This is a genomic window from Turicibacter sp. HGF1 (assembly GCF_000191865.1).
Lineage (GTDB): Bacteria > Bacillota_I > Bacilli_A > MOL361 > Turicibacteraceae > Turicibacter > Turicibacter sanguinis.
Genome location: NZ_AEXQ01000042.1, coordinates 1 through 26,830, shown reverse-complemented (window position 1 = coordinate 26,830; position 26,830 = coordinate 1). Strand labels below are relative to the sequence as shown.

At 33.3% G+C, this 26,830-nt stretch carries 30 protein-coding genes; 6 read left to right on the top strand and 24 right to left on the bottom strand.

From position 1 onward, the window contains the following. Positions 1-150 precede the first annotated feature (150 nt). From HMPREF9402_RS04210 to HMPREF9402_RS04190, 5 genes are all read right to left on the bottom strand, one after another. A complete protein-coding gene (locus HMPREF9402_RS04210) occupies positions 151-852 on the bottom strand; it encodes an N-acetylmuramoyl-L-alanine amidase (RefSeq protein ID WP_009606587.1) in 702 nt (233 codons plus the stop codon). Between the two features lie 84 nt (positions 853-936). Continuing rightward, positions 937-1,440 carry a serine O-acetyltransferase gene (gene cysE / locus HMPREF9402_RS04205; protein ID WP_009606588.1) on the bottom strand — a complete coding sequence of 168 codons (504 nt, stop codon included), beginning with the start codon at positions 1,438-1,440 and terminating at the stop codon, positions 937-939. A 425-nt stretch (positions 1,441-1,865) separates the two neighbouring features. Continuing rightward, the gene (locus HMPREF9402_RS04200; RefSeq protein ID WP_009606582.1) at positions 1,866-2,705 is read right to left on the bottom strand and encodes a hypothetical protein; all 840 of its coding nucleotides are present in this window, start codon (positions 2,703-2,705) and stop codon (positions 1,866-1,868) included. 737 nt (positions 2,706-3,442) lie between these two features. Further along, positions 3,443-3,685 carry a DUF2922 domain-containing protein gene (locus HMPREF9402_RS04195; protein ID WP_009606604.1) on the bottom strand — a complete coding sequence of 81 codons (243 nt, stop codon included), beginning with the start codon at positions 3,683-3,685 and terminating at the stop codon, positions 3,443-3,445. 38 nt (positions 3,686-3,723) lie between these two features. Next, positions 3,724-3,951, bottom strand: coding sequence for a DUF1659 domain-containing protein (locus HMPREF9402_RS04190; RefSeq protein ID WP_009606583.1), 228 nt, complete (start codon positions 3,949-3,951; stop codon positions 3,724-3,726). A 613-nt stretch (positions 3,952-4,564) separates the two neighbouring features. Between HMPREF9402_RS04190 and HMPREF9402_RS04185 the strand changes: the two genes are divergently transcribed. Next, positions 4,565-4,756, top strand: coding sequence for a hypothetical protein (locus tag HMPREF9402_RS04185; protein ID WP_009606607.1), 192 nt, complete (start codon positions 4,565-4,567; stop codon positions 4,754-4,756). A gap of 23 nt (positions 4,757-4,779) precedes the next feature. Next, entirely contained in the window at positions 4,780-5,802 is a 1,023-nt protein-coding gene (locus HMPREF9402_RS04180; RefSeq protein WP_009606611.1) for a hypothetical protein, read from the top strand. A 306-nt stretch (positions 5,803-6,108) separates the two neighbouring features. Here HMPREF9402_RS04180 and HMPREF9402_RS13960 read toward each other — a convergent pair whose 3' ends face one another. The 5 genes from HMPREF9402_RS13960 to HMPREF9402_RS04155 form a co-directional block, all read right to left on the bottom strand. Continuing rightward, entirely contained in the window at positions 6,109-7,002 is an 894-nt protein-coding gene (locus tag HMPREF9402_RS13960; RefSeq protein ID WP_009606584.1) for an HNH endonuclease, read from the bottom strand. Between the two features lie 1,112 nt (positions 7,003-8,114). Continuing rightward, positions 8,115-8,558 carry a hypothetical protein gene (locus HMPREF9402_RS04170; protein ID WP_009606585.1) on the bottom strand — a complete coding sequence of 148 codons (444 nt, stop codon included), beginning with the start codon at positions 8,556-8,558 and terminating at the stop codon, positions 8,115-8,117. A 76-nt stretch (positions 8,559-8,634) separates the two neighbouring features. Then, entirely contained in the window at positions 8,635-8,859 is a 225-nt protein-coding gene (locus HMPREF9402_RS04165) for a hypothetical protein (RefSeq protein WP_039930810.1), read from the bottom strand. Positions 8,860-9,310: 451 nt separating this feature from the next. After that, entirely contained in the window at positions 9,311-9,865 is a 555-nt protein-coding gene (locus HMPREF9402_RS04160; RefSeq protein ID WP_009606581.1) for a hypothetical protein, read from the bottom strand. A 23-nt stretch (positions 9,866-9,888) separates the two neighbouring features. Continuing rightward, entirely contained in the window at positions 9,889-10,200 is a 312-nt protein-coding gene (locus HMPREF9402_RS04155; protein WP_009606594.1) for a hypothetical protein, read from the bottom strand. A 1,523-nt stretch (positions 10,201-11,723) separates the two neighbouring features. Between HMPREF9402_RS04155 and HMPREF9402_RS14860 the strand changes: the two genes are divergently transcribed. Further along, positions 11,724-13,682: an MBL fold metallo-hydrolase gene (locus tag HMPREF9402_RS14860; RefSeq protein ID WP_175282053.1), complete on the top strand. Its 1,959-nt coding sequence runs from the start codon at positions 11,724-11,726 to the stop codon at positions 13,680-13,682. Positions 13,683-14,294: 612 nt separating this feature from the next. Here HMPREF9402_RS14860 and HMPREF9402_RS04140 read toward each other — a convergent pair. From HMPREF9402_RS04140 to HMPREF9402_RS04090, 12 genes are all read right to left on the bottom strand, one after another. Further along, positions 14,295-15,827, bottom strand: coding sequence for a TerB N-terminal domain-containing protein (locus HMPREF9402_RS04140; RefSeq protein ID WP_009606589.1), 1,533 nt, complete (start codon positions 15,825-15,827; stop codon positions 14,295-14,297). Between the two features lie 125 nt (positions 15,828-15,952). Continuing rightward, positions 15,953-16,915, bottom strand: a complete 963-nt coding sequence (locus tag HMPREF9402_RS13950; RefSeq protein ID WP_009606609.1) for a peptidoglycan recognition protein family protein — start codon at positions 16,913-16,915, stop codon at positions 15,953-15,955. Continuing rightward, complete coding sequence (locus HMPREF9402_RS04130; RefSeq protein ID WP_039930806.1) at positions 16,915-17,355, bottom strand: phage holin family protein; 441 nt, start codon at positions 17,353-17,355, stop codon at positions 16,915-16,917. Before HMPREF9402_RS04130 ends, HMPREF9402_RS13950 begins: the two co-directional genes overlap by 1 nt. A gap of 29 nt (positions 17,356-17,384) precedes the next feature. Beyond that, positions 17,385-17,726 carry a phage terminase small subunit P27 family gene (locus HMPREF9402_RS04125; RefSeq protein ID WP_009606600.1) on the bottom strand — a complete coding sequence of 114 codons (342 nt, stop codon included), beginning with the start codon at positions 17,724-17,726 and terminating at the stop codon, positions 17,385-17,387. A 473-nt stretch (positions 17,727-18,199) separates the two neighbouring features. After that, positions 18,200-18,805: a single-stranded DNA-binding protein gene (locus HMPREF9402_RS13945; RefSeq protein WP_009606602.1), complete on the bottom strand. Its 606-nt coding sequence runs from the start codon at positions 18,803-18,805 to the stop codon at positions 18,200-18,202. Continuing rightward, positions 18,802-19,173: a hypothetical protein gene (locus HMPREF9402_RS04115; protein WP_009606586.1), complete on the bottom strand. Its 372-nt coding sequence runs from the start codon at positions 19,171-19,173 to the stop codon at positions 18,802-18,804. Before HMPREF9402_RS04115 ends, HMPREF9402_RS13945 begins: the two co-directional genes overlap by 4 nt. A 54-nt stretch (positions 19,174-19,227) precedes the next feature. Further along, entirely contained in the window at positions 19,228-19,404 is a 177-nt protein-coding gene (locus HMPREF9402_RS14475) for a hypothetical protein (protein WP_009606613.1), read from the bottom strand. Between the two features lie 156 nt (positions 19,405-19,560). Beyond that, positions 19,561-20,490, bottom strand: a complete 930-nt coding sequence (locus tag HMPREF9402_RS04110; RefSeq protein ID WP_009606579.1) for a rolling circle replication-associated protein — start codon at positions 20,488-20,490, stop codon at positions 19,561-19,563. Positions 20,491-20,601: 111 nt separating this feature from the next. Beyond that, complete coding sequence (locus HMPREF9402_RS04105; protein WP_009606580.1) at positions 20,602-21,087, bottom strand: hypothetical protein; 486 nt, start codon at positions 21,085-21,087, stop codon at positions 20,602-20,604. A 21-nt stretch (positions 21,088-21,108) separates the two neighbouring features. Further along, positions 21,109-21,363 carry an excisionase family DNA-binding protein gene (locus tag HMPREF9402_RS04100; RefSeq protein WP_009606614.1) on the bottom strand — a complete coding sequence of 85 codons (255 nt, stop codon included), beginning with the start codon at positions 21,361-21,363 and terminating at the stop codon, positions 21,109-21,111. A gap of 1 nt (position 21,364) precedes the next feature. Further along, entirely contained in the window at positions 21,365-22,171 is an 807-nt protein-coding gene (locus HMPREF9402_RS04095) for a phage antirepressor Ant (protein WP_009606592.1), read from the bottom strand. A gap of 105 nt (positions 22,172-22,276) precedes the next feature. Continuing rightward, the gene (locus tag HMPREF9402_RS04090; RefSeq protein WP_202944064.1) at positions 22,277-22,468 is read right to left on the bottom strand and encodes a helix-turn-helix transcriptional regulator; all 192 of its coding nucleotides are present in this window, start codon (positions 22,466-22,468) and stop codon (positions 22,277-22,279) included. Positions 22,469-22,639: 171 nt separating this feature from the next. Here HMPREF9402_RS04090 and HMPREF9402_RS13940 point away from each other — a divergent pair, with 171 nt between their 5' ends. The 3 genes from HMPREF9402_RS13940 to HMPREF9402_RS04075 all read left to right on the top strand — a co-directional run bounded on the left by HMPREF9402_RS13940 (position 22,640) and on the right by HMPREF9402_RS04075 (position 24,749). Further along, positions 22,640-23,002: a helix-turn-helix domain-containing protein gene (locus HMPREF9402_RS13940; protein ID WP_009606610.1), complete on the top strand. Its 363-nt coding sequence runs from the start codon at positions 22,640-22,642 to the stop codon at positions 23,000-23,002. Between the two features lie 183 nt (positions 23,003-23,185). After that, positions 23,186-23,653: a hypothetical protein gene (locus HMPREF9402_RS04080; protein ID WP_009606596.1), complete on the top strand. Its 468-nt coding sequence runs from the start codon at positions 23,186-23,188 to the stop codon at positions 23,651-23,653. After that, positions 23,634-24,749, top strand: a complete 1,116-nt coding sequence (locus tag HMPREF9402_RS04075) for a site-specific integrase (protein ID WP_009606605.1) — start codon at positions 23,634-23,636, stop codon at positions 24,747-24,749. Before HMPREF9402_RS04080 ends, HMPREF9402_RS04075 begins: the two co-directional genes overlap by 20 nt. A gap of 135 nt (positions 24,750-24,884) precedes the next feature. On the opposite strand, the gene HMPREF9402_RS04070 is transcribed toward HMPREF9402_RS04075, so the two are convergent. Both HMPREF9402_RS04070 and HMPREF9402_RS04065 read right to left on the bottom strand, forming a co-directional pair. After that, the gene (locus tag HMPREF9402_RS04070; RefSeq protein ID WP_006784149.1) at positions 24,885-26,237 is read right to left on the bottom strand and encodes a glucose-6-phosphate isomerase; all 1,353 of its coding nucleotides are present in this window, start codon (positions 26,235-26,237) and stop codon (positions 24,885-24,887) included. 4 nt (positions 26,238-26,241) lie between these two features. Next, positions 26,242-26,613, bottom strand: a complete 372-nt coding sequence (locus tag HMPREF9402_RS04065; protein WP_006784148.1) for a CvfD/Ygs/GSP13 family RNA-binding post-transcriptional regulator — start codon at positions 26,611-26,613, stop codon at positions 26,242-26,244. Positions 26,614-26,830 lie beyond the last annotated feature (217 nt).

Genomic DNA, 26,830 nt, shown 5'->3' with positions numbered 1-26,830 from the left:
TTCTTTCGATTTCAAGTTGTCATCCCTGACGACTTCTTAATATTAACATATCTGTCGAAACATGTCAAATACATTTTTGTTTTTTTTTTATTTATTCTATTACAAATAAAAAAAGACTTGGTTTAACCAAATCTTTAATAAATCTATTCACTACTCAATAATCATATTAGGATTATCAATATAATATAATATTCCTTCATAAATGGAATAGGCAATTTGATCTTGATAACTTTCAGTATTCAGCAAATCCGCCTCTTCAGGATTAGAAAGGAACCCAATCTCTACTAATGCAGTAGGAATATTTGAATTTTTTAAAATAAATAAACTCGAAATTGATTTTGGTTCACGAGTCGTTGTTCCTTCTAAATTAGACTTCATACTCATCATAATGGCAGTTGCCAATTTTTTATTTTCAACCTTTTTCGGATCATAAAAGGTTTGAGCCCCAGTCCACTTACTATTTGTAATGGCATTAGCATGAATTGAAATAGCAATGGCATTTGAATTTTCATTCATAATTTGAACTCTTTTATTCAAATCTTGTTGCTTACGCTTCTTAGCATCGGTAGCAGCCAAATCATAATCTCCATCTCTGGTTAGAATAACATTAAATCCTTGCAATTTCAAATAGTCTTCGACCTTTTTTGTAACAGATAGTACAATTTCTTTTTCAACTATACCGCTAGCAGACAATGCTCCTCCATCTTTCCCACCATGTCCCGCATCCAAAATAATGGTTAGTTTCCCTTCACTTCCTCCATCAATACCACTATTATACTTCCCCATTATGACTGGAATAAAACTTAGAAATAAAACTAGTATAAAGAGCATTAGTAAAATACTTTTCTTCATCCTCATCACCTTTATTATTTTTTTAAAATTCTATGAGGACTTTTTTTAAAATATAATACAAAAATCAAATTTAGCTGTTTATTCCTATTTTTTGATAACACTCGGAATTCCAACTGAAGTCGAATAAGGTGGTACATCTTTTAACACAACAGCATTCGCTCCTATAATACATCCTTCTCCTAATGTAATATCACCTAAAATTTTAGCACCTGCCCCAATTGTTACACCATCTTCAACCGTTGGATGCCTTTTCCCATTAATCCCTCCTCGTCCGACTCCTCCTAATGTTACTCCATGATACATTGTCACGTCATTTCCAATTATACTTGTAGCTCCAATTACCACGCCCGTTCCATGATCAATAAACAATCTTTTTCCAATTATTGCAGCTGGATGAATCTCAATGTTTATCGTACATCTTACACAAAACATAATCCATTCCGCTACTAATTTAAAGTGATGCGTATATATGAAATGAGCAATTCGATACCAAAAAACTGCATGAACACCCGGATAAGTCAAAATAATTTGCAAAATGTTTCTTGCCGCTGGATCTCGCTTCTTAATTGACTGAAAATACTCCCTCATACTTTCTATCCCTCCTATGCTTAAGAAGATACCATAATCTATTATTATCTTATGCCTAAAATAAAAATACGTTCTGTTCTAATCTGGATAACAAACGTTATATTATTTTATAATCTTTATATAAAAAGAAATAAGCTAATTTAGATTACGTCCCTTTAAAGATAATTCTCTTTTCAGTTTTCAAAATGATGATGTTTAAAAATAAACTATGAAAAATAGGTGTACGAATTACTTAAAACCTCAAAGTTTCAAAATAAATTTCACTCATAGATATCTGCTTATTTGGAAAGGTCACCTTCTCAATTCCTATTTTAAATTTTCTCTAAATGTTCAGATATTTTACATACAATGATCAATAATAAAAAAATGATACAAACGGTATTATTCACATAAATAATGTCGTTTGTATCACTGTTTTATAGCTTCTATTTTTTACGATTTGATAGTTCAATAATTTGTTGATATTGTTGTTCTACTTGTTGCTTTAACTTTTGATTATCTTTTATTAACTTTTCAGTCACTTCATTTAATTTTTCAATCTCATGATTTTGTTGTTCTATCATTTGCTTCACTTGTTCACGATGATCTGAATCTACTAAAGCAGCTAACGCTTCTTTTAAATTATCCGCTCTCTGATTTTCTAGATACCAAACAACGTCTTTCGCACGCACTCTATAAATGTCTGGAAGAACTGTTTTTTCATCTAATACAACTTCAAGTTGTTGGATTTTTAGTTCTAACTGTTTCATTTCTTGTTTGATATGTTTTGCGATTAATGAATCAGAAATGTGAAGATATTCCGTACTCGTTTTAACTTCCGCTATAACCTCATCTAAAGTCGATAATGGTTTTGGTTTTTTGGCTTTCAAATAATATTTGATAATTTGATCATAAATTAGGTACACCAGTATAGGAACAGTAATCCAAAATAACATGACGTACATTAATTTTACATCTTGCATAATAAATAAATATCCCAACAAGATGCAAATAATTAAATCAATCAAAATTACAATCCCTTTTAAATGTTTCATACGATCAATTAAATCATCATAGGTTTGATGTGCTTGATATAATTCACTTTTCGTATAGTTTTCTTTAACAGTTTTCAAATATTCTTGTTCTGTTGATTGGATAGTGGATTCAAGTGAAACCCTTTTTTTCTCGATTTCATCTTTGATAATCTCTATTTCGCTCATAATTTCATCAGTTAACCATAAATTCGAAATTAACTCATCTTTTGTTAATGTTGTTGGATCTACCATGTATATCTCTCCCTTCTCTAAAAAAATCGACAAAATACGCTATTGTTGGAATTATAACAATGTTTGAATTAGAATTCAACATTTGAAAACCTAACTTATTCATCCTCATTTTACGCTTTTATTTATAATATGGTTTTTTCTTATAATTTATAAACAGACGTTTTACATTATATCAAAACCATTACTAACCTAGCTACTAAATCCCAATTTTGGTTATTTCATCACTTCAATATCTAGAGTGACTATAAAAAATTTCTGCGTACGCCTTTCATTTGCGAATTAGTGGCTTTGCATCACTTATGAGGTAATCCAATAAAACTTTCTACTTATAGGAGCTTATAAAGACAAAAAAAACTTAGGGATAACATGACCCCTAAGTTTGAAAGTTTGATTATTTTAAACGAGCTTCTAACTGAGCTTTTAATTCTTCGTTACCTGGTTTTCCGAGTAAAGCAAACATATTTTTCTTGTATACTCATTTTCATTACTCTTAATCATTAGTCATAACTGAAAGTAGCGAAAAGCATTGATTTCACCACATTCTTAAGTTAAACATGCTATCAATCAATAATTAGTAATAAACTGAAATTCACATTAATAATTGTAGTTATGGTCGCAAAATGGTCGCATATCATAACTATCAAATTGAACTCTTATAACTTTATATTTAATAAATCAATGGCTTTGTAATTTTCCAATAAAAAAAAGCTCTTATCCTTGCGATAAGAGCTTTTTCCCTACTCTGCTAAATCCAGTTTCTCAACTATTTTGTTGACAATTTCAGCACCTTCAATGGTTGCCAGTGTCACTTCAGGCTGATTATCATCAACTAATAAGACATTCGTCTCAATTGCGGCTTGCATAAAAGCATTGATTTCATCTGTTGTAATATTTTCGTTTGGCGTATCAATATTAATTGATCTTGCTTTTCCTAAACTATCTTTGAATTTACATGTTAAAATAAGTGATTTTGTAATCATCTAAAATTCCCCCTAAATTTCTTTTTTATGACTAAAGATTAAAGTGTATCGGCTAATGAGATTTCAAAATAGTCTGCTGCGACTGTTTTTTTATACATGTGATTAGAAAGCACTCTGTATTTATCAGCAAAGATGGCAAGATCTGATTCTTCACTATCTAGACGAATCGTATTAAACGTTTTAGTCTTATTAATGATATTCCCATCATCATCGACACCTGCTGTAAAATAAATCATTAGTTTACGGTTAATTAAGTTTTCCTTCATCAATTATTCCCCCCGGAACTTTTATATTTTTGAAGCTAGCGCTAACCTCAACTAAATTATAACACCCTTTACACTTTCAACCCATGACGCCTCAAATTAAATCCCGCTACCTTGAAAAATACTCCATATAAATATAACTGTATCCAAAAATGGCCTTGAGACTGCCCCACTACGCTAGTAGTCAAGGCAAGTAACAAGACCATTTTTTTGATTAGATTTTAACAGTTAGAGTTGAAGAAAGTATTCTTCTTGTAGCGGGATAGTTATGATTACTTCGATTCTGGTTTATATTCAAGCCAAAAGGTCTATACAGTGCTGTGTTTTTCATTTCTTTTTATCAATCCTAGTAATTCAGATATGCCCATTGAGGCTAAAATAACACGCAAACATGACATTTTGGTTTTCTTATTTACTTCTCTATATTAAACGTTGACTTAGCCAGAGATATTGTTAAATAGAAGACGTCACTCACACGTTATCACCTACCATTTACCTGTCACTACTGAACGATAATTTACAGACTTTTTTTTTTATAACAAGTCGATTGATAACCAAATCATGCCATGATGCATATAAAATAATATATTACTTATTTATCCGGGAGATGAGATCCATGTTAGCTGTCGAATTTATTAGTAAAGTTATTGCCTATATGATTTTATTGTGTATTGGTGTTTTAGTTTATCCAGTTTATTTAGTGTTAGAAACGTTCGCTAGTTTATGTAGAGGAATTTTATTTATTTTTAAATTGCCAACCTTATCAACTATCTGGACAAATCTAAAGGTGTTTTTTTCTAAAGAATAATATTAATCATATAGGAGGAGAATATGAGAGCTTGTAAAATAGGAATCATTTTGATTCTAACTTTAGGGTTGACAGGATGTCAAATAAATAGTGTAAATGAAACATTTGAGAAGGCTAAAACATTAGAAGAAGATGGACAATATGAAAAATCTATTTTATTACTAGAGTTAGTCTTAGAGGATGATAGTGACCATGAGGAGGCAATAACTTTATATTCTATATTATCAGATTATGAATCTGCTAAAGAAATGTATGAAAATGGACAATTAGAAGAAACTCTAAAAATTATTGAAGATATAAATTCTAATTATGTTAATTATGCCGTAAAAGAAGATATCGAGCACTTAAAAGAAATAATTGAGAATCATTTAACAATTCATGAAGAAATTGAAAATTATTTATCCGAGGCACAGTCTTTATTAGAAAATGAACAATTCGATGACTGTATCATGTATTTAAAAGTTCATATTTTAGGAACAGATACCATCAAAGTTAATGAATTAGCAACCGAAGCACATATTCAACAAGCAAAACAGTTAGTAGCTGATTGTGAAAAAGGAAAAATCGAATATTACCTAATAGTTGCACAAAACCTCTTTAACGAAGAAAAGTATACGCAATGTATTGAAACAATACAACAATACATTACGGGAGATTACAAAAGAGATTTAGCAGAAAATCCATATGCCTCTACAGAACAAATTGAACAGGGCGCACAATTAATTAATGATTGTGATCAAATTTTATTAAACCTAATGAATGAACAAACACTAGCTGTTACTGATGAATACATCATAAATGAGGAATATGCAATTAATCAAATTAGTCAACTATCTAATATTCGAGAGGTTATAAATCTTGGAGCCAAAGTGGGATTTAAAGTTGAAGAAGATTCCTTCATAAATGGAATGACTGGATGGAGTATACAGGTGTATGAAGATAATCCAGATTATGTTACAACAATTGGTTGGTATTTCATGGAGTATGAGACTGGCGATCTTTATGTGATGGATATAGCAGCAGGAGAGTATGAAAGAGTCGAATAACCCAAAATAATTATGATTTTTATTAATAAACAAATTATATTAATGATCTTGCTACTATAAACTGATTTTATTCAACAAAAAACTAAACTGCAATTCATTCACTTGCCCAACCAAAAGGTTCAGGCATGAGGTATAATTGTTGTTTAGTTTTTTTGATGGTGGGTTGTATTAAAGTTCGTATCAGAATAACTAATGATTATTTAGCTAAGAATCATTACAATAAATACCTAATTTCAATGATAGATAGTACACTATAGTATTTAAATCACATCATTAGTAATTGTAAGGTGTGGTTAAGATATTCAACTAAAAACCAAAATGAAATTCCCTATAGCAATTAGGACATACTGCAATCGTATTTTCTAGATCATCTAAACCACCATTTGATAAAGGTATGTTATGATGAACTTCTAAATAGGGAGGATTATCAGATTTTCTATTAAAAGGGGCTGTACAACCACACTTTTCACAATAACCATTAGCTCTTCTTAGCGTAGCTATGACTACAGCAGGATTTCTCTTATATATCTTACTCACAATAGTTATACGCTCCGGTATATCACCTTTCAAGATTCGAGCGTTTATTTCCTTATCACTTAAATTACCGATATTCTTTAGATTAGCTTCTAATTCTTCATTATATTCTTCTGCAGTAATTAATCTATCTAATTTATTTCTTTCTAACTTATCTATACTTTTCTTATTATTCCAAAAGAGAGTCCATAATTTTTCAATTTCTTTCTCATACTCTATTATCTCGGTTTCAAAAACATGATTTAATCGCTTTTCTATCTCATCTTTTATTAAGAAAATATTTGTTTCGTCTGTATATTTGTAAATATTAAATTTTTTAATACAATATGTTTTTTGAACCTTTACTGAATCCATCATTGAGTGGAGTAAGAAATCAATAAAATCTTTATGCTCATTAGGCATATCTTTAATACCTATAACTAGATAAATATATACCTTATTCGGTCTATTATTTATCTCATAAAAAATATAATGACCATTGTTCCATTCTCCCTGATAATCATTTGTTGGAGGTAGCATATAATCGATTTTATCAGTTGTAAACTTGATATGTGTTTTACCTACACAGTGTTTAAGATTAAAATTAATGTATTGATTATATTCCATCCGTTTTTTACACCAATCAATTAATATTTGTTTTATTTCCATTAATTTTTCATCACTCATTTGAATTCATTCTCCTTTGATAAATGTATCATATCCATATTTCTAATCAAAATTATTTAAGTATATGCTAGATCTGTTAAAGCGATTACGGATTTTATTCCATGTTCATAGCATGACAATTAAAACAAGCAAGAGTTAAATCCTTTCAATAGTTCAGTAAGTGACCATTAAAGAATATTACTAATTTATGATTTACAGACTTTTATTTATTCGATATATAATAAAATCCCCCAATCGTTGCAAGCAACAGTTGAGGGATTTTAATTACTAAGTACTAGAACTGATACCTTGTATCCCATCCTCACTCTCCCGCTACTTTGTGGCCTTCTACTTAAACAGCCACTAAGCATCAAGCCCCTAGCTCTCACCGCACGTTAGAAGGTGTTGCTAAAGGAGATTGACTGATTAGTGTTTTCTTTGTTTTGGGGTGAAAAATCAGATAAGAGAAGGCTAATGATGCGTCAGCATGATTAGCCTCTCCATTTTGACGTGAGGTTAGAAATGGATGTGGAGTTTGATTAAGGCTTGTAGCGGGATTCTTATGATTAGTTAAATATTTACCCTCTATCTGATGCACCTGCTTTCCAAACTGCAACCTTTTTTATGTGATTAGCATCTGACCTGATACTTTAAACTTTATCTGATCATGGATACCCAAACCGCATGCAAAGCATGTCGTTTGGGTTTTCTTATTTTAGAGCCTGTTACACAAAGAAGTCCCAATCGTTGCGCGCAACAGTTGGGACTTCTTTGAATACCTGGTACTAGGAATGCCACTTCGTATCCAAACCCACTCTCCCGCTACTTTACGGCTTCCTTCTTAACCAAAGCAACTACACATCAAGACACTCGGACAAAGCAAGACGTCAGAATGCGTGTCCGTGAAAGTGGATTGAATGTTTAGTGACTTCTTTATTTTAGGGATGAAAAATCAGATCAGAAAAGGCTAATGATGCGTGAGCATGATTAGCCTATCCATTATGACGTAGAATTATTAAGGTTTATTAAGGGGGGCTTGTTATAACTATTAATATATATGCTTTCAAAATTTATTAATTTGACTTGAATAATTTTTCAAGAACCACTTCTAGTGTCGAGCCTATTCAAAAGACTTAGAATTCATTCCATTCCATATTATAATAATACCCTCCGTACTCCTCACAAATAACAACTATATTTAACTCCTCATTTCCCATCATTGTTGCCATAAGCGAAAGTGCTATAGATGCTGACACAGCCTCATCCTTACTAACACCTTGAGCTAAAAAAGTTACGATTAAATTGTCTTCTATACTAAATCCAACATCCGCACCCTCATCACGGATTTGATCTACAATTATATAAATGACTTCTCTATCTGTAAAACCACCCAACAGTACCTGCATTCCTGCTGCTGTTGAATCCATATTATCCATATCATATTTTTGATCAATTGATGTTTCAACATTATCAATTGCACGCTGAATATCATCTGGATAATTTATTTCACACGCTGATAAAAACAATAAAAATATAATACTGCTGAAACAGTAAATAATTTGAATTATCTTTTTCAAAACAAAATCCCTCCCTGAAATAATTAAGATTGACTATAGTTTAGAAAAATATTAACTTTTAACAATGAATAATTCTTTATTCAAATGGTTTTAAAAACTCACTAGGTATACCTATTAAACTTAAATATTCATATGCTTCTGATTTAGTCATTTCATTTCTGTTTACTTTAATAATAATGTCATAATATTCAGCTTTACATAATTGATATGATTTTCCTAGTTCATTTTCCATAGGGATAATATTAATGAATACCAGTAAACACATTGTAGATAATAAGCCTATTATTGATAATTTTTTCATTTTTTTATATCTCCATTTATAATTTTTAAGAGCTGTTTTAAACTGGTGTTGATGATTCTAAATCTTGATGAAATCAATCTTAAGTTTAATTAATTTTATCGAAAGTTAATGATTAACGTAAAAATTACTTTAATATCAACACTTATCTAAAACAAAATCATTTTTAAAAGCTCTGTTATACAATGTTTTAATAATAAACTAACGGTTACATGTAATTAATGGAAACTTTAAATTTAAAAAATTAATAATCCAAGTCCATTAAGATAGAATTTCAACACTTGTTATCTGACAGAGCCATTTGTAAAAATAGTTTTTATGTTTATGACGAAAAATGTATAAAGAATAATAAAAAATTCATATTTTCCTAATCTCTTCTTAAAAAATCAGAGAAACATAAATAGCTAGCTGAAATAGTACTATAATCACTATAAACTTAAATAAAAATTACAGTCTAACTTATGTGTTTCTCATGAATGCCCTCAACTATATTTTTAAATTCTATACAATTTTGTTTTATTTCATCTGGAATTACTAATTTATTTTCATGAATATCCCATATTTCAATTTTATATCCGATTCCTAGCCATAATAGCAATAATGCTGGAATAAAAAATATTATTTCTTTAAATCCCAATAGAGTAAAAATAACACAAAATAACAGATCACTCATATCTATTGTTTTTTTTACATTTATGAATTTAATATCCTCCCTATTAATATCCCATTGAAATTTTTTCTTATAGAAGTAAAATAATATTTTTTCTTGACTTAACTTCATTTTTTCATTATTAATTTCAACTGTTGAATATATAGTTGACATTGTCATCCGACCTAAACTTTTATGTCTTTGAAATTCAAATTTCTGTACATAATCAGAGGAATTTTTTTCTTCATCTAAATTATTACACAGTTTTAAAGTTGTTTTCTTATTAACCTCAGAATCTTCTCCTACATCAGTTCCACCAGTGTTTTTAGCTAAATCTTCACTATAAAATTCAGTTTCCATTGTAAATTCTCCCTTTCATTTTTTTATTGAATTAATGAAATACCTTTCATCACTAAAATTCTTTCATCATTCTCACTTGCTGGTCTCCAACCCTCTGATAGTAAATTTTCAATGTATAATTTATTGTATATAATAGCCATAATTAAATAAAAAATTGGATTTAAATAATAAACCTTGAGAACCATAAGAGCTACTGATACAAAAAACATTGAAACTCCCCAAATCCAATCTTGACGAAACAATGGGACAAAAAAACCAAAAAATAAAATAGTCCAAGAGAATCCAACCTTAACTTCTTTCAACATATTAAGATTATTAATTAATCGTACTCTCATAAAAAATCCTCCTTTCATTTTCAAATAAGTAATTAATAAATTACATAAATACCCCTGTAGCTTATAATACTAATTCAAAACTAAGAAAATTTTAACGATAATTCAATATATGTTTTTTTATCATTTTATTGACCATTTTGAACAAATTTCTGTTTTTTTCACAAAAAAACTGACCATCATATAGTACACCCCAAATGTTCGATTTTAAAATCTAATATTAAGGGTGTTTTTTCATAGCCCAATAGAGTGCAGAATTAACTGAGGGTGACAGGATTTTAAAATTAAAAGAAAACAATAATAACTAAATAATATTGTAATATTTAGTGAATGTGGAATTAGATCAAATCTTATAATAGGAATCCAATGTTTAGTCAAACATTGGATTTTAATTGAATATACTTACTTTCTTGACTATAATCTTTTTTCTGTGTATATTGCAAGTGAAAAGTAGATATTATAAACATTATGATAATTAACTATAACCTGATGTCATCAACAAGAATGGATACCCAAACCGCAGGCAGAGCCTGTCGTTTGGGTTTTCTTATTTTAGAGGCTGTTACAGAACAAAGTCCCAATCGTTGCGCGCAACAGTTGGGACTTTGTTCGATACACGGTACTAGGACTGCCACTTTGTATACCAATCCCTCTCTCCCGCTACTAAGTGGTCTTTTTCTTAATCAACAACTAAACATCAAGACACAGCCTACACCGTATGGAATAGGTGTGGCTATTAGTGGATTGAATGTTTAGTGAATTTCGGAGTTTAAGTATGAAAAATCGAATAAGAAAAGGCTAATGATGCGTGAGCATGATTAGCCTATCCATTTTGACGTAAAGTTAGAGTTGGATGTGGAGTAAGATTATGTCTCGTAGCGGGACGCATGTGATTATTCCAAGTTCTCCCCTATATCTGATGCAACTGCTTTCTAGACTGAAATATCTTTTCTGATACCCTCATCAGTAATGGATACCCAAACCGCATGCAGAGCATGTCGTTTGGGTTTTCTTATTTTAGAGCCTGTTACACAAAGAAGTCCCAATCGTTGCTCGCAACAGTTGGGACTTCTTTGAATACCTGGTACTAGGACTACCATTTCCTATAAGGAACCCACTCTCCCGCTACTTTACGACTTCCTTCTTAATAAAAGCAACTAAACATCAAGACACGCGGACAAAGCAAGACGTCAGGATGCTTGTCCGCGAGAGTGGATTGAATGTTTAGTGACCTCCCTGTTATGGGATGAAAAATCAGATCAGAAAAGGCTAATGATGCATGAGCATGATTAGCCTATCCATTTTGACGTAGAATTAATGCGAGACGTGGAATTAGATTAAGGCTTGTAGCGGGATGCTGATGGTTAATAAGATGACAGGACTGATAAAGAAGCACATACCTTTTTCCAACTTTAATTTATAAAATCTATCGCTTAAACTTTACATAAAAATTCCTGATAATTAAAAAAATTATAGATTTATGATATAATCCATCTCGAAAAAAATAGGGAGAAAGGATGTTTAAAGTGTTTAAAAATTTTTCAAATTATTGGGGAAATTTAAGTCAGAAACAAAAAGTCATTCTAGGTTGTCTGTTTTTCTTTTTCGGAGTTCCTCTTATCATCATTGCGGGAATGTTTTTATTTATGTTAAGTCCATTTATCGCAATGATTGCGGCCGTTGTTTTTTTAATTTTAGCGTTAATTAAACGTGATAAAAAAAAGCAATTTGGCTTATCATCGCTTGGGGCCTTTGTTATTGCGATAGCAGCCTTCTTTATCGTAGATACCGTAGTATCAGATACCTCAGAAACATCTCCAGGTAATGAGATAACAGAGACAGCTAGCGGACAAATTGAAGATGATTCAACCACTGCTTTACTTCATCAAAATGAAACAATTAATCAATTATTAACAGAGTTAAATAATAAATATGGGATTGGATTCACCAAAGAGACTCTTTCAGATCAAACTCACGATAGTAAAATATCGTTTGATTTAAATGATTTAACGGTCTTAGTTAGTGATACAGAGAAAAATCTGTTCATTGAATTAGAACACGAATCACAAGAAAATAATGATGGAGCTTTAATTGAAACATTCAGACAATTAATGTCTGCTTTAAGTCCTTCCATTTCTGGCGACGACTTTAATACATTAGTGTCTGAATTAAAAACCTATAACTATCAGGATTATAATAAATACACCATCGACGATTCAAATTTCACACTCAACCGTCAAGAATTAGACGATAGTAACGTCCGTTACACCCTTAAAGGTCAATTAGAAAAATCAACGTTATTTACTGATTCATCATTAGATTATAACTTACAGTTGGTTGAAGTTACTCCAACGATTAAAGACGATATTTCAGAGGAATCAGTCGCCCAAGAGGAACAAACAGAAACGACAGTGGTTGAACAACTTTCAACTGAAACAACGGTACACTTTATTGATACCGGTCACTCAGATGCTATCCTGATTGAAAATAATGGGCAATTTGCTTTAATCGATGCTGGCGATCGTGATGATGATGCAACAGTTAAATCTTATCTTAAAACTCAAGGGGTTACTCGATTAGAATATTTAATTATTACTCATTTCCATGCCGATCACTTCGGAGCCGCTGATACCGTGATTAATGATTTTGAAGTGGGAACAACACTCGTTTCAAATGGCGATGCTGATACACAAGTCTACCGTGATTTTATTAATGCGTTAGCAAACAAAGGATTAACGCCTAGTGTCCCATTAGAAGGAACGGTCATGCCTCTGGGAAATGCCACTCTAACGTTCTACAATACCAAAGGTGGAAATTCTAATGAGAATAACAATTCATTAGTGACTCTGCTTCAAAGCGGTTCAAAAAAGGCTTTATTTACAGGGGATGCTGAAAGCCAAGTCGAAGCGACACTCACAACTATTGGGGATGTTGATTTATTTAAAGCGGGTCATCATGGTTCAAGTACAAGTAATACAGCTTCTTTATTAAATCGCATTACCCCCGAACATGTTGTCATCATGGCAGGAGCCAATAATCAATATGGTCACCCGGATGCCGAAGTCATGGACCGTTTTAAAAACTTAGGAATCCCTGTTTATCGAACGGATGAGCAAGGAACCATTATCGTAACCTTAAGTGAAGACGGTGTCTCAGTGGATAAACAACCAGGAAGTTATCAAGCTGGTAAGCAACCTGAAAGTTCAAGTAGCACATCAAATAGCTCATCAGGTAGTTCCTCAAGCAACACCTCATCAACTACATCTTCACCTCAAAGTCAATCGACTAATGAAAGCTCAACTTCTATCCAATATAAAGATGACAATCCAAATGGAATCTACAATCAAGAATCAACCGCTCCTAAAGAATCCTACAAAAACTGTACTTTATTAAGGGAAGTTTATCCAGATGGGGTTCCACAAGGACATCCAGCTTATGAGTCAAAACATGACCGCGATAAAGATGGTTGGGCTTGTGAAAAATAATGAATATATCTAAAAAATGCAGTCTAAAACAGACTGCATTTTTATTTATTATCTGGAAATATCCACTATCATATACCTAATCCTGCTACTGGAAATAATTCTTCTTCCACATAGTAACATTTTTACATTATTATCATCTTATCTGATAGTCACATCAGAAATGAATCTTCAAACCGTATTTATACCGTTTGGATTTTCTTATTTTTAGAGGCTGTTACAGACCAAAGTCGCAATCGTTGCACGCAACAGTTGGGACTTGTTTCGATACTCGGTACTAGGAATGCCACTTCGTATCCACCCCTACTCTCCCGCTACTAGATGTTATCTTTCTTAATCAACAACTAAACATCAAGACACAGCCAACACCGTATGGAATAGGGGGGGCTATGAGTGGATTGAATGTTTAGTGATGACCTTTGTTTTAGACTGGAAAATAGAATAAGAAAAGGCTAATGATGCGTAAGCATGATTAGCCTTTTCTTGATTGGTTGTATTGGAATTTGATTGGTTCTTGTAGCGGGATTATCCTTGATAATTTCTAATCTTGCTAAGTATCTAATACACTTTTTTAAGACTTATTTTTCTTTTAGAACTCCATTTGTCATGATGATCCTACTTTGATATTTTAGTTAATTTACTCTGTAATTTTTTCTTACGTTCCTCAAATTCAGCCACTGCATCATACATTGTAATGCCTTCATAATAAGTTATAGCCTGATTACACACCACTATTGCTTTTAGATATTCTTTATTTTTCTCAAATATAATAGCTAACCTTTTGAAAGCTGGAATGTTTCCATTGAATGTACCTATTTCTGAAATTTGCTCTGCAATTTCTTTTTTACTGTATATAGATGAAAGTTTATTTATATTTTCTTTTTCATCTCGAACATACTGAGATTGAACTTGTGGCAGTAAATTAATATCTTCATTGCAATAATCTATACAAATTTGAAGATACTTGCTATCAAGTTTACGGTATTTATAATAAAAATCTTGTAATGCAATTAATGCAAAATGCTTATCCATTGCATTAGAACATGATTTTTTATACTGATTGAGCAGTTCCTTTTCTTGTATATGATCAAACGATAATACTTCAATTCCTTTAGTAGGATTAGCTCTTTTTTCAGTTGGAATTACACCTTCTTTTCTTAGTTGTGCTAACTCTGTTTTTACTTTCTTATGTGTCTGTTCCAACAAATCATAAATAACCTTTTTCAAATTAAAGTTTTCTGAAATTAATGGAATATCGATAGACTTATCACGAATAGAGATATTAGAAAAAATAGGAAGTGACTGTTTAGGTAAATCCCTCCATACATAGTCTCCCATATACTTACTAATATCTAACTCTTCTGCTCCTAGATTATTTTGCATGGTCTCAATCATATTTTTTAGAAATAAATCAGGATATTTCTTAATATAATTCTGATTGTTAAATTCAAATGTTTTAGCCATTCTTATTATATCGAGCGCTGTTAATGGAGATTGGAGTCCCATCTTACAAAGTAAATATAAATTATCCGAAAAATTTAGCTCATATTTTTTATCCAGAGATTGATAAAATTCAACTATTAAATCTTCTCTCTGTCTAATTAAGCAAGTTATAATAAGTGCACAGGCAGAATAACTTTGGAAAGAAGCATTATCATACACATCTCGAAGTTTCAAAATTACACGAAATGCACTATCAAAATCACCTTCAAGAAGATGTCGTTCAAGACCGTAATATAAAATAAATACATACCCAATATTAAATTCACCACTATATGGATTTTCTAGTAGGTTCCAATATACTCCTCGTTGCTCTTTCGTTAATCCCGCATATGTAGGAAAATATGATGGTCTTTGAATATCTTGTGGATTATTTACTTTTTTAATAGGAAGTTTGATTGATATTAAGCTTGGCTCTTGTGATGAGAATGACGAAAATTTTATGCAAATACCTTTATACTCAATACTTTGATCGCTATCTTTTGGAATATAATTCTTTTTTGGCCCATCTGCAATCCATAATAAATTCTTCAAATCTGGATGTACTTTTAATGCATTAAAATTAGACTGTACGTCATTAGTAGATATTGCAACGCTATTATTCCGATCAGTATCTTTTTTAAAGAAAATTCTACTTAAAACTCCCATTCCTATATCCTTCTCCCTTAAATAGCTAAATTTACATAAAGAAACTATAACATATTTTAGGGTAATTATATTGTCATATTTCCACTCCTAAACCATATGGGTATCTATATTTTCCTTTTAATAAATCAACCTAACTTTCTCCTAACACAATTCTCATTCATACTGATATACCCAGCTCCCGATTTTAACTTACCCAGTCCATTTTCTTCTTCGATAATGGTATACACCTCCCCACGTTTGACAGCTCCAACAACAACGGAATTAAAATCGGGATTATGTCTGATGTGTAATTGATCACAAATAATCTCAGCTAAAAACGGATTATCTGTTGCAGCCGTTTCATTATGATCCACACTCACCTTTTTGACATCATGACTATATACCCAGGAAATAATGTCGGATAACAATAACTTATTATCATGGATTCGCATAACCTCATAGATTGGTCCTTTAACAAACTCTTTTATTTTCTCTCCGGTAACATAGTTTTTAGCTGATGCAAGGACTTTAACCTTATCTCCCATTGAATACGGTGAATGAGAGATCGTAACATCTGTTGTCCCGCTACTTAATTCAGCAGAACACTCCCCATTATGAATCGCCTTCAAGACCGTATCGACACGCTCTTTAAAACGATTCCAACCCTCTTCTTTTATTAAAACATTAGGACATGTTTTTCCCGACCAGTCCTGATGTTTTTTTAGTTTTTCAATCGATAACTGATTCTCATACAGTAACCTCGCTACTACATAAACCGCGTTCTCCTCTGCTCTCCTGTATAAAGATTGATTCACATGAGTGGGACGACAAATCTCCACGTTAATACTTTGACGATTTCCTATTCCATTTGCTCCATCGCCACAAGCCCAACTATTACGCTCCAAAGGTAGACCTTGAATCACTTCAGCTTCATCGACTGCGATATGAAAGGATACTTGATGATTATTGGTAATCATATATTTGATTTCGTTTACAGCCGGACCACAATTCCCTGTATCGTGTACCGTAACATACGCTGCCTTCATGAAATATGGGCATTTAATCGGATATTTTTCTTTAGCTACTAACTGTTGTTTAAATATATACATTATTCTTCCCCCTCTAAGGTTACTTTTAATCGTTCAATAAACTTTGTTATAAACTGCGGTAATGGGACTCCGACTTCTCCTAAATTCTCAAATAAGCTACTTAATTCAAACAGTCCAAAAAAACATAACATAATAGAACTTAGTCCAATCCGAACTTGGTCTAGTTGGAATACTTCTAACATTTCTTTTGGAATGATACTGACTAAATTGAGTTCAACTAGAGAATCCACCACGATAAAAACTAATAATGCCAGTAACACCCCTGCTTTTCTAATCAATCCGTTTGTTCCCACCATTGAATTGATGCCCCGCTTGGTTGCGATCGCTTTAAATATTCCACTGAGAATATCGGAAATCATGAGAAATACGATAAGGGTTATTCCCTCTACTGGAATCACGATTTCATGTGAAAAGATCTCTAATACCTTTGTTCCAATCATTATCCTCTCCCTCCCTTCTGATTCAACGATTATTTACTCAGTTTAGCGCGACTAACTGGACTAAGACCTAACTGCGCACAGCCTTGCCAAAACATTTTCTGATAGTCTTTTTCAATGTTTGTCGCAGGGTTTTTAACGAACTTTTCTCCATCTTTAATCAAGAGTCCTTCTTTATCCAGTGCTTCCCTCGCTTGTCGCATTCGATAAATCGAATAGGCAGTCATTTCAATTAAATCGATATCCAAATTACTTAAAATTCCCGCCCCTTCTAAATGCCAGGCAATCGCCTCATAAAGATTTTTAACTTCATCCGGCAACTCCTCTCTTGCATGATGAGCCTTATCGTGTCTTCCTCTTAATTTGTCTTCCATCTTTCCTTCCCCTTTCATACTTGCTTATAAAAAAAGCCATTCATGTGAATGGCCAAAAACAGTTGAACGTTAGGTTCTCCACACATGACCTAACGCTCTATCTCTCATTTGTTAAAACCTAACGTGAGTGTGGTATCGTGTAACATTTATGAGGGTTACACTACCAGTATACGTCCATTTACACTTTCATCCCAGTGAGGCTCCAACTCAAAAACATCCCCACTTCTCCCGTATCTCCCTGTATGTGTATCGCACATCACAAGAACTCTAAATCTCCTTGCAAACTCGGGGAGTTTGCCACCTAACCTAAATCAAATTCCGTACCGGCAACGATAAGCGTTAAACCGTTCAAACATTTACCGAGGTCTCAAATCGCTATACACGTATAGCTCTATCTCTTCAAAACAATCTCTCTACTGAGCATCCATGCCATCCTCTCATTAATCTGCCATTTGTAATCAAAAAGGGCTGATTTAAAAAGGTAAATCATCGTCACTCACCGAAATAGAACTTACGTCAGTTTGATTCATTGTCTTTAACCCTCCAGCTAATGTTGTCGCAGTCTCAAAAGGTTTATCGTAGTTTGATTTAGGTGACTGCATTGGTGGATTAGAGAAATTGGAATCAAATGGATTAGCGTGACTTTCTATGGAAGAATAGCCTTGATGATTAAAAGGCTCTACGGGTTCAGGACTAGCACTACTTTTTTTAGACTCTAAAAAGGTTAATCGATTGACTACGACTTCTGATAGATATTGACGGACACCCGCTTTTTTCCCTACCGATTGAGGATGGCTAAGAGCTTCGCTACTTAGCGCAGGGGACCCATTCTCATAACTTCGTACCTGTAATCGCCCTTCAACCCCAATCAGATTCCCCTTCGAAACATACTTAGACACTGTTTCGGCCGTTTTATTCCACGCTATACAATGAATAAAATCTGTTTGTTGGCTACCCTGTTCATCTTTATAAGGACGATTCACCGCTAAGGTAAATTGCACATAATGAGTCCGATTTCTATTTTCTTTTAACTCAATATTTCGTGTGGTTCGCCCCACTAACACAATGTTATTAATCACCTCTCTGCCTCCTTATCATACTTAATCATCCAATAATCCTTTACTTTCCTCACATAATAGGGGATACCTTGCTGCAATAAATACTCCTCAAGTTCTCGCAACTGATGAGAATAGTAGCAATAAATTTCCCCCGCACGCTCACAACTAATACACACCCGTTCCTGTGTCATAAACGACGTATTAGGTTCACCCTCTTTTGTCCCGCTACAATTCATAATATTTAACTGTTCAAATACCTGTTTAATGGCCTTATCTCGTGTAACAGTTCCCTGTGTCACACGAAAAAGTCGATGATAATTAAGCTGATATTGATTAGCAAACGTGGATAGTTTCATCTGGTTACACCGAAGATACTCTTCTAAAGTCACCCTAACTCCCCCTGAGTTCTCATTTTTACATCCCGCTACAAGATAAAGATGAAATTACGATTGTTCATTTATCACCTGTTGCTTCACTCGTCGCTGTAATTGGTGGCAATACTTCGCACAAAAGGTGGCTCGATTCCTCTGCTCGATTGCAATTAATTCATTATCAACTAATAATTCAAGTATCCGTTGTGTTTCCGCCAACACTTCTAAATCAAATGAATTAAATTTCATGTTTTCATTTCCTCACTCTCATTCGTCTCAATCTAGCCTCGTACGGCATCCACTTATTACCCTAGCAATTGAGAAAATACACGAGCGTTGCTACGTGTGCTAGGGAACCCATCAATTCTCTTAGCATCACAAAATTTTCTCCGTAAATTTTGACTGCTAGGTTCGACTTCTACGTTCGGATAACCGCCTTCTCGGCTTTTTACTTTGCATCCGTGCATAAATATAAAACAATCCGTTCCAATCGTTGTATCTGATTTCCACTTCTTTAAATTGATGATTGAAATATTCTCGTTCTAACTTCTCCCCTATCCCATCTTGATGTAACACCATTTCCATGACTTTTTTCTTACTCATTTTAGTACGGTTCTTCGATGCTTTTGGAACCTTTAAATTTCCCTTACTGCTTCCCCATCGACGTTTCCCCTTTAACCTAAAAGCCGTTCGCTTATACGTCTCTTCATCTTTCATCATATACTTGCAAACCCCAATAAAATTTTCTTCTTTGTAATAATTAAGTGTCCGAAGCGTGGTAGCCCCCAATCCCCACTTTTCTTCTATCTCGTCTTTACTCAATCCGTTATCTATGATGAGATGTAAATGAAATCGCTCGGTCCCAAACGTTCCTTCCTCAATCACATAAACATACTTTGCATTCTCAAGCCCCTTTTTCTTTCTCAATCGATTGATCCGTCTAAAAAAATTTTGACTTAACTTTTCAGCCCTTTCTAAATCTTCGGGTTCTTCTTTAAACGTTAAGGTGCACCAATAATCCCCACTATAAAAATTCTCATGAACTAACCGAATCAACTTTTTCTTCGCATTACGGTCATTCAAATTCTTTTGACTCTCAGTCGTTCTATTCCCTTTCTTCCCATTAAATCTTTTAATCATCTCTGGGATGACCTGTTTAAAAGAAGGATAGATTTCGATTTCTAACTGATTCCCTGCTTGAATCATAGCAGTTGTGTAAGCAATCCCTTTTGCTGGCTTCACCACCTGATCTAGAAATTCCCCACTTAACTCATCGAATCGTTTATCATAAAAACTTTCATAATCGTACTGATCAAACACCTTATGCTTCAACACAATCTCCCCACCCATTGATTAGAAATTCAACAAATCATTACAATAAACGACTTGTTAATACCTTATACAAGTTCGTTAAAGGGAAGCTCCCCCTCTCTTTTATTAACTATTTTAAGGCTTTCTCACGCCTTGGCTTCTTTCCAAACGACTGTAATAGTCAATGCGATCCCACTGTCCCTCACATTCCCACTCCAATACTTTTTTTGCATATCTTTCTTTTAGCACCATCGCATTCACCTCTAAAACAAGTTGCCCCTCAATGACCTGGAACGAATCAACACGCTCATCTATCTCTACCTGATGCTCCATGTATTCCATTAAAAAATCATCACATATAACCTCCCCAAAGGCTTCATTTAAACGATAGAGTGATAAAGGGAAACTATACCCGTTCCCTTCAACATACCCATTCACATAATCACTAACAGCCCCCTCAATATCACACCTCAATTTCTCTAATTCAGATAGACTTAAACTTAACGTCTTACTTCCTATCAAGTTTGCCCCCACCACCGTCATCAGTAAATGAAATAAAGCATAAGCTCCCCCCATTACCATCATCACTCGAATCACCACCCTAAACCAAATAAACGTCATCCCATTCTCCCCTTGAATTTCTTATGCGCTAATATCTGTTGGTAAAAGATCAATAATTTCTAATGTATCCAAATCAAATTTTTTATAAGTTAAGCCTTCACAAAATCCATCTAAATCAATCATTTTAATTCGAATCCCCGTTCCTAATCTTAAAAATGGAATTAATCCCACATTCGCTAACTTACGTACCGTTGGAACAGACGTATTTAATAACGCTGCGGCTTCATCTAATGTAATTAATTTTTTATCTTTCACTGCTACTTCTACTTTTGCCATCTTATAACCCCCCTTTAACTAGCTTATTTTCTAAAAATTTATTAATAAAATAGACTTGTCCCTTCCCCGTCACCTTAGACGTCTTGGTGATACTAACGTGACCATCTGAATGAATCCGCGTTCCCTCTTTGATTTCAAACAACCCTAAATTCATGGCACGTTGCGTTGGCATATTGTAATCATTCCCCCGCTTCTTAATCAAGTACCCATGATCCCGCAACCAGGTAAACAGACGGTTTTGACCGATTGAAATCCCATTCTGATGAATTAACTTAGCAAGCTCTCCCACTAAAATAGATGACTGACTGATTGTGAGGGCATCTGCAAATAAGACCTTGGGTGCTTGTGCCTGTATCTTTATTTCAAGTTGCTTCCTCATTTCACGTTCTTCTTTTAATTTGCTCGCAACCTGAATGAGTAAATCTGGATTATCTAAAAGTTCATCCCGTGCATACATGCCATGCTGACGAATCTCTTTTAAAATTTCTTTCACCTTTTTTTTGAACGCCTTAGCGATCGGTTTTCGTGATTGCATGAGAACTTCATATACTCCATCTTCTGTTAAAAACCACATCTCACGATGTTGACCTTCTCGGAAGATAATTCCGTTCACCTTCTCCTCATCTTCTACATTCTTTAACATCTTATTTAAAGAACTGGTATCATACGCAATCCACTCCGCTACATCTTTTGCTAAAAACATGGGCTTCTTTGCTGTTCCATAAATTTTAAACGGTTTACCTAAAATGTCTTGATCATGAATAACTTGTATAACTTCTCGTGTCCCACTTAATTTTTTAGATTCCATCACTCTTCCCCCTTCTTTTAAATTTTCATTTTTAGAGACGTATATAAAATGAGAATTTAACAAAACTATTAATATTGTGTTCGCATGTATTCGTTACGTGTACTGTTATTCAAAAAAAATATCCTCTATGTTTTTTTCAAACAACAATGATAACTTACGAGCATTCATTAGTGTTACATTCCGAATACCATTCTCCATGCTCTTATAGTGTGAAAGAGAAATATTCAATTCCCGGGCTACTCTATCTTGCGTTAGGCCCTTACTCTTACGAACATTTTTGAGCATATTATGTTTCAACATTACTCCCCCCGTTTCTCCAGTATTCCTTATGAATACTACTTATTCGTTATAATAGTACACATTTCGAATACTGTCAACATTTAACTCCAAAAAAATACACTATATGAATACTTTCCGCCAAAAAGTATTCATATAGTGTATAATTAGTCATAATCTAGGAGGTGCATTATGAACGGAATCGGTTCAAAAATCCGCGTTGAACGCAATAAACACGGTTGGACTCAAGTCGAATTAGCTAATAAGATGAATTTATCTAAACAAACCATTAATAACTGGGAACATGGACGACGTATACCTGATATCCAAACACTTAAAGAGCTATCGAACCTATTCAATGTTTCTTTAGAGTATCTAGTTGGTGAATCTTCACCTGCCGTTCCTGAAAATCACCTAGTTAATACCGTCAATAAAATTAAAGATACATTTGGAGACGACGCAGTTGTCCTATTCAAAGACATAAGCGACTTTGATGAAGAAGACTTTGAAAAACTAAAAACCCTTGTCGAACTGGTAAAAAACCAAAAGAAATAAAAATTTCCCTTTTAAAGGGTTAAATTTTTTATACCAAAAGTAAACGCTTACTGTTTTGTTTAAAATTCAAAAATTGGAGGAGAAACCTTGAAACTATATCACTTTATTAGAACGTCTTGCCTCCTATAAGCTCTTTATTATTTTATAGAGGTCTACTAAAAAAAAATAATCATGGGGGATTAAATGAAAAATACAGAGAGAATGATTAACGATTTTTACCTGTCTATTGGGGTAGACAAGTTAGCCTGTTTAAATATGTTTTATATCAGTGATGCCTTAAATTTTAATCTTCATTTCGATAACCAGCACTCTAAAATCTATCTCAATCATGCGATGCAATTATTCATCTTAGACAACCGTTTAGATAAACAAACACAACGAGAAGACTTCTTTCATCTCCTCGCGCAGTACCTCATCTACGACACCACCTCAACACACTTACACCATGTTGAAGCATTCAAAACAAAAGTCGATCATCTCACCCTCCTTCTAGCTATCCCACAACACTTACTAGCCGTGGCGGACTTATCTTCTGATACTTTAGTTGACGACCTATCTAAAAACTTCAACGTGACACCCAAATTTGCATTAAAACGGATAAAACAAATCATGACGAAAGGATTTGATCATTGTGAAAGGTTCTGTTTATAAGCGCGGATCAACTTGGAGTTATTACTATAAGTATAAGCAGGATGGAACTTATAAGAAAAAAGAAAAAGGAGGATTTAAAACCAAAAAAGACGCGCAACATGCCTTACGTGAGGCGCTTGTCATTTTTGAAAAACAAGGACTGGTTCAAGCCGCTACGACTTATACCATTGAAGAATACATCAACTATTGGATGGAAAATGTAGCTGAAATAAAGTTACGATACAATACGCTTGATTTGTATAGAAGAGCCATCAGATTACACATTAATCCAGAAATAGGATTCTTAAAATTAAACAATATTAAAGCGGATACCTTACAAACCTTTTTTACGACTAAGCAAAAAGCATTATCAGATAGTTATATCAATGCCATTCGAAACATCTTAAACGGAACCTTTAAATTAGCCATAAAACAAGGCTTAATTTTATTCAATCCCATGCACCAGTTAGAACTACACTACTCTAAAGTTGAAAAAAATTTAGAAATTATCACCACCGAACACTTAAAGATTATACTGGATGATATCTCTAACACGCGTTACTACATTCCATTCATCATCTCATTACATACGGGTGCTAGACGTGGTGAAATTTTAGCTCTGACATGGGACGACATTCATTTTGAAACCCGTAAAATAACTTTTAATAAATCCCTATTAGCAAAAGATGGTGAAGGGGTTTCTTTAGCTCAAACCAAAACTAAATCGAGTATCAGAACCATCTTGATGACCCAAAAATTAATAACTGAACTACAACAGTGGCAAGACAAACAAAATCAAAATAAACAACTTTACGCTGAGTATTACTATACAGAACATGATTTTGTTTGTTCAAATGAAGATGGAACCCCGATCAATCCCAAGCGTTTCTCAACACAAATCAATCGGATTAGTAAACGACTCAATATCCCAATTAAATTCCATAATCTACGTCACACTCACGCCACCCTGCTCCTTGAATCCGATGTGAATATTAAAGTCATTCAAGAACGACTGGGTCACAGTGACATTAGTACCACTTTAAATGTCTATAGTCACGTGACACAAAAAACGGAAGCAGAGGCCATTGCAAAATTTGAATCTAACCTAAACATTTAAATTTGCGACCAAAAATAAAAAATGGTCGCAAAATGGTCGCAAATCAACTTTTACCACCCTCATCAACACAAAATATGATACAAAAAAAAGACTTCCTCAAAAAGTTGAGAAAGTCCTATAAACATTGGTATTACCTTATTTTAAACGAGCTTCTAACTGAGCTTTTAATTCTTCGTTACCTGGTTTTCCGAGTAAAGCAAACATATTTTTCTTGTACGCTTCTACTCCTGGTTGATCAAATGGATTAACACCTAAGATATATCCACTCATTGCACAAGCTTTTTCAAAGAAGTAAACTAAGTATCCAAAACTATATGCTGATAATTCAGGAACATCAACAATTAAATTTGGAACTCCACCATCAACATGAGCTAATAATGTTCCTTGGAATGCTTTTTTATTAACGAAGTCGATTGTTTTTCCTGATAAATAGTTTAATCCATCTAAATCTGTTTCTTCAGCTTCAAGTGTTACTTCAAATTTCGGCTTAGCAACATTGATAACTGTTTCAAAGATATCGCGACGTCCTTCTTGAATATATTGTCCCATTGAATGTAAATCTGTTGAGAATGACGCTGCAGCAGGGAAAATACCTTTTTGATCTTTACCTTCAGATTCTCCGAATAATTGTTTCCACCATTCATTGAAGTATAATAATGATGGTTCATAGTTAATTAACATCTCAATTGTTTTACCTTTTGAGTATAATGCATTACGAATAACAGCATATTGATATGCTTCATTTTCAGCTAAATTTGGATTAGCATATTCAACACGCGCATCATTTGCTCCACGCATCATTTCTTCAATGTTAACACCACTTACAGCAATTGGTAATAAACCTACAGCTGTTAAAACTGAGAAACGTCCACCAACATTATCTGGAACGATGAATGACTCATATCCTTCGCTCGTCGCTAAAGTTTTTAAAGCACCTTTAGCTGCATCAGTTGTTGCGTAAATACGCTTATTTGCTTCTTCACGTCCAACTTTTTCAATTAATAATTTTTTAAATACGCGGAAAGCGATAGCAGGTTCAGTTGTTGTACCAGATTTAGAAATAACATTAATTGAGAAAGTTTTATCTTGTAAGTAATCCACTAACTCTTGAACATACGTTGAAGAAATATGATGTCCAACAAAAATGATTTGTGGAGCTTTACGTTCTTCTTTATTTTGTAAATTATAGAAATGGTTGTTTAATGCTTCAATTGCAGCGCGCGCTCCAAGGTAAGATCCACCGATTCCGATAACTAATAAAACATCTGAATCAGATTGAATTTTAGCTGCTGCTTGTTGAATACGAGCAAACTCATCTTTATCATAATTTTCAGGTAAGTCAACCCATCCTAAAAAATCATTTCCTGCACCTGTTTGTTCATGAATACGATTGTGTAATACTTGTACTAATTCTTTTGCATATTCTAATTCATGTGATGCAACGAATGAAGATGCATTTTCATAGTTAAATGATAAGAATTTTCCCATTGTGCTAATCCTCCTTGTTAACCCTTGCAATTTTCTCGAGTGAATCTCGAATCCAAATGGGTAATTGTTGTGCTAGTGGTGCAAATCCATTTGATGTCTCAAAGTCAGATGCCTTCATACGATTATACCGGTAATTATTATTAGCAACACCTCTTAAACTTAATCGTGCTTGTAAAGATTCAGAATTAAATTTAAGAACTTTTACATCAATAAATTCCCCAATATGAACAAAATCACGAATATCTTTAACATATCCGTCCGACAACTCCGAGATATGAATTAAACCATTACAATCTTCACTCAATTGAACGAACGCTCCATAAGGCTGGATACCTGTAACTTTTCCTCGTACGATACTCCCTTCCTTGATTTTCATCATTTACACCTCAGTTCATACATACCCTTACATTATATCATAAACTTTTTTCCAGAAAATCGCTTTGTGAAATTTTTTAAATGAAAAGGACAAAAAAATATTCAATAAAATTAAAAATCTCTACTAACCCATGACAACATTCAAAAAATCTTATATATTGATAATAATTTGAATGATTATTAATTTTTTGTCTATCACCCCTATCATCTAATTAAAT

Bases quoted from the DNA above. Each gene is read 5' to 3' on its own strand.
- HMPREF9402_RS04210 (WP_009606587.1), bottom strand. From the start codon at position 852: ATGAAGAAAAGTATTTTACTAATGCTCTTTATACTAGTTTTATTTCTA.
- cysE (WP_009606588.1), bottom strand. From the start codon at position 1,440: ATGAGGGAGTATTTTCAGTCAATTAAGAAGCGAGATCCAGCGGCAAGA.
- HMPREF9402_RS04200 (WP_009606582.1), bottom strand. From the start codon at position 2,705: ATGGTAGATCCAACAACATTAACAAAAGATGAGTTAATTTCGAATTTA.
- HMPREF9402_RS04195 (WP_009606604.1), bottom strand. From the start codon at position 3,685: ATGATTACAAAATCACTTATTTTAACATGTAAATTCAAAGATAGTTTA.
- HMPREF9402_RS04190 (WP_009606583.1), bottom strand. From the start codon at position 3,951: ATGAAGGAAAACTTAATTAACCGTAAACTAATGATTTATTTTACAGCA.
- HMPREF9402_RS04185 (WP_009606607.1), top strand. From the start codon at position 4,565: ATGTTAGCTGTCGAATTTATTAGTAAAGTTATTGCCTATATGATTTTA.
- HMPREF9402_RS04180 (WP_009606611.1), top strand. From the start codon at position 4,780: ATGAGAGCTTGTAAAATAGGAATCATTTTGATTCTAACTTTAGGGTTG.
- HMPREF9402_RS13960 (WP_009606584.1), bottom strand. From the start codon at position 7,002: ATGAGTGATGAAAAATTAATGGAAATAAAACAAATATTAATTGATTGG.
- HMPREF9402_RS04165 (WP_039930810.1), bottom strand. From the start codon at position 8,859: ATGAAAAAATTATCAATAATAGGCTTATTATCTACAATGTGTTTACTG.
- HMPREF9402_RS04160 (WP_009606581.1), bottom strand. From the start codon at position 9,865: ATGGAAACTGAATTTTATAGTGAAGATTTAGCTAAAAACACTGGTGGA.
- HMPREF9402_RS04155 (WP_009606594.1), bottom strand. From the start codon at position 10,200: ATGAGAGTACGATTAATTAATAATCTTAATATGTTGAAAGAAGTTAAG.
- HMPREF9402_RS04140 (WP_009606589.1), bottom strand. From the start codon at position 15,827: ATGGGAGTTTTAAGTAGAATTTTCTTTAAAAAAGATACTGATCGGAAT.
- HMPREF9402_RS13950 (WP_009606609.1), bottom strand. From the start codon at position 16,915: ATGTATATATTTAAACAACAGTTAGTAGCTAAAGAAAAATATCCGATT.
- HMPREF9402_RS04130 (WP_039930806.1), bottom strand. From the start codon at position 17,355: ATGATTGGAACAAAGGTATTAGAGATCTTTTCACATGAAATCGTGATT.
- HMPREF9402_RS04125 (WP_009606600.1), bottom strand. From the start codon at position 17,726: ATGGAAGACAAATTAAGAGGAAGACACGATAAGGCTCATCATGCAAGA.
- HMPREF9402_RS14475 (WP_009606613.1), bottom strand. From the start codon at position 19,404: ATGAAATTTAATTCATTTGATTTAGAAGTGTTGGCGGAAACACAACGG.
- HMPREF9402_RS04105 (WP_009606580.1), bottom strand. From the start codon at position 21,087: ATGACGTTTATTTGGTTTAGGGTGGTGATTCGAGTGATGATGGTAATG.
- HMPREF9402_RS04100 (WP_009606614.1), bottom strand. From the start codon at position 21,363: ATGGCAAAAGTAGAAGTAGCAGTGAAAGATAAAAAATTAATTACATTA.
- HMPREF9402_RS04095 (WP_009606592.1), bottom strand. From the start codon at position 22,171: ATGGAATCTAAAAAATTAAGTGGGACACGAGAAGTTATACAAGTTATT.
- HMPREF9402_RS13940 (WP_009606610.1), top strand. From the start codon at position 22,640: ATGAACGGAATCGGTTCAAAAATCCGCGTTGAACGCAATAAACACGGT.
- HMPREF9402_RS04080 (WP_009606596.1), top strand. From the start codon at position 23,186: ATGAAAAATACAGAGAGAATGATTAACGATTTTTACCTGTCTATTGGG.
- HMPREF9402_RS04070 (WP_006784149.1), bottom strand. From the start codon at position 26,237: ATGGGAAAATTCTTATCATTTAACTATGAAAATGCATCTTCATTCGTT.
- HMPREF9402_RS04065 (WP_006784148.1), bottom strand. From the start codon at position 26,613: ATGAAAATCAAGGAAGGGAGTATCGTACGAGGAAAAGTTACAGGTATC.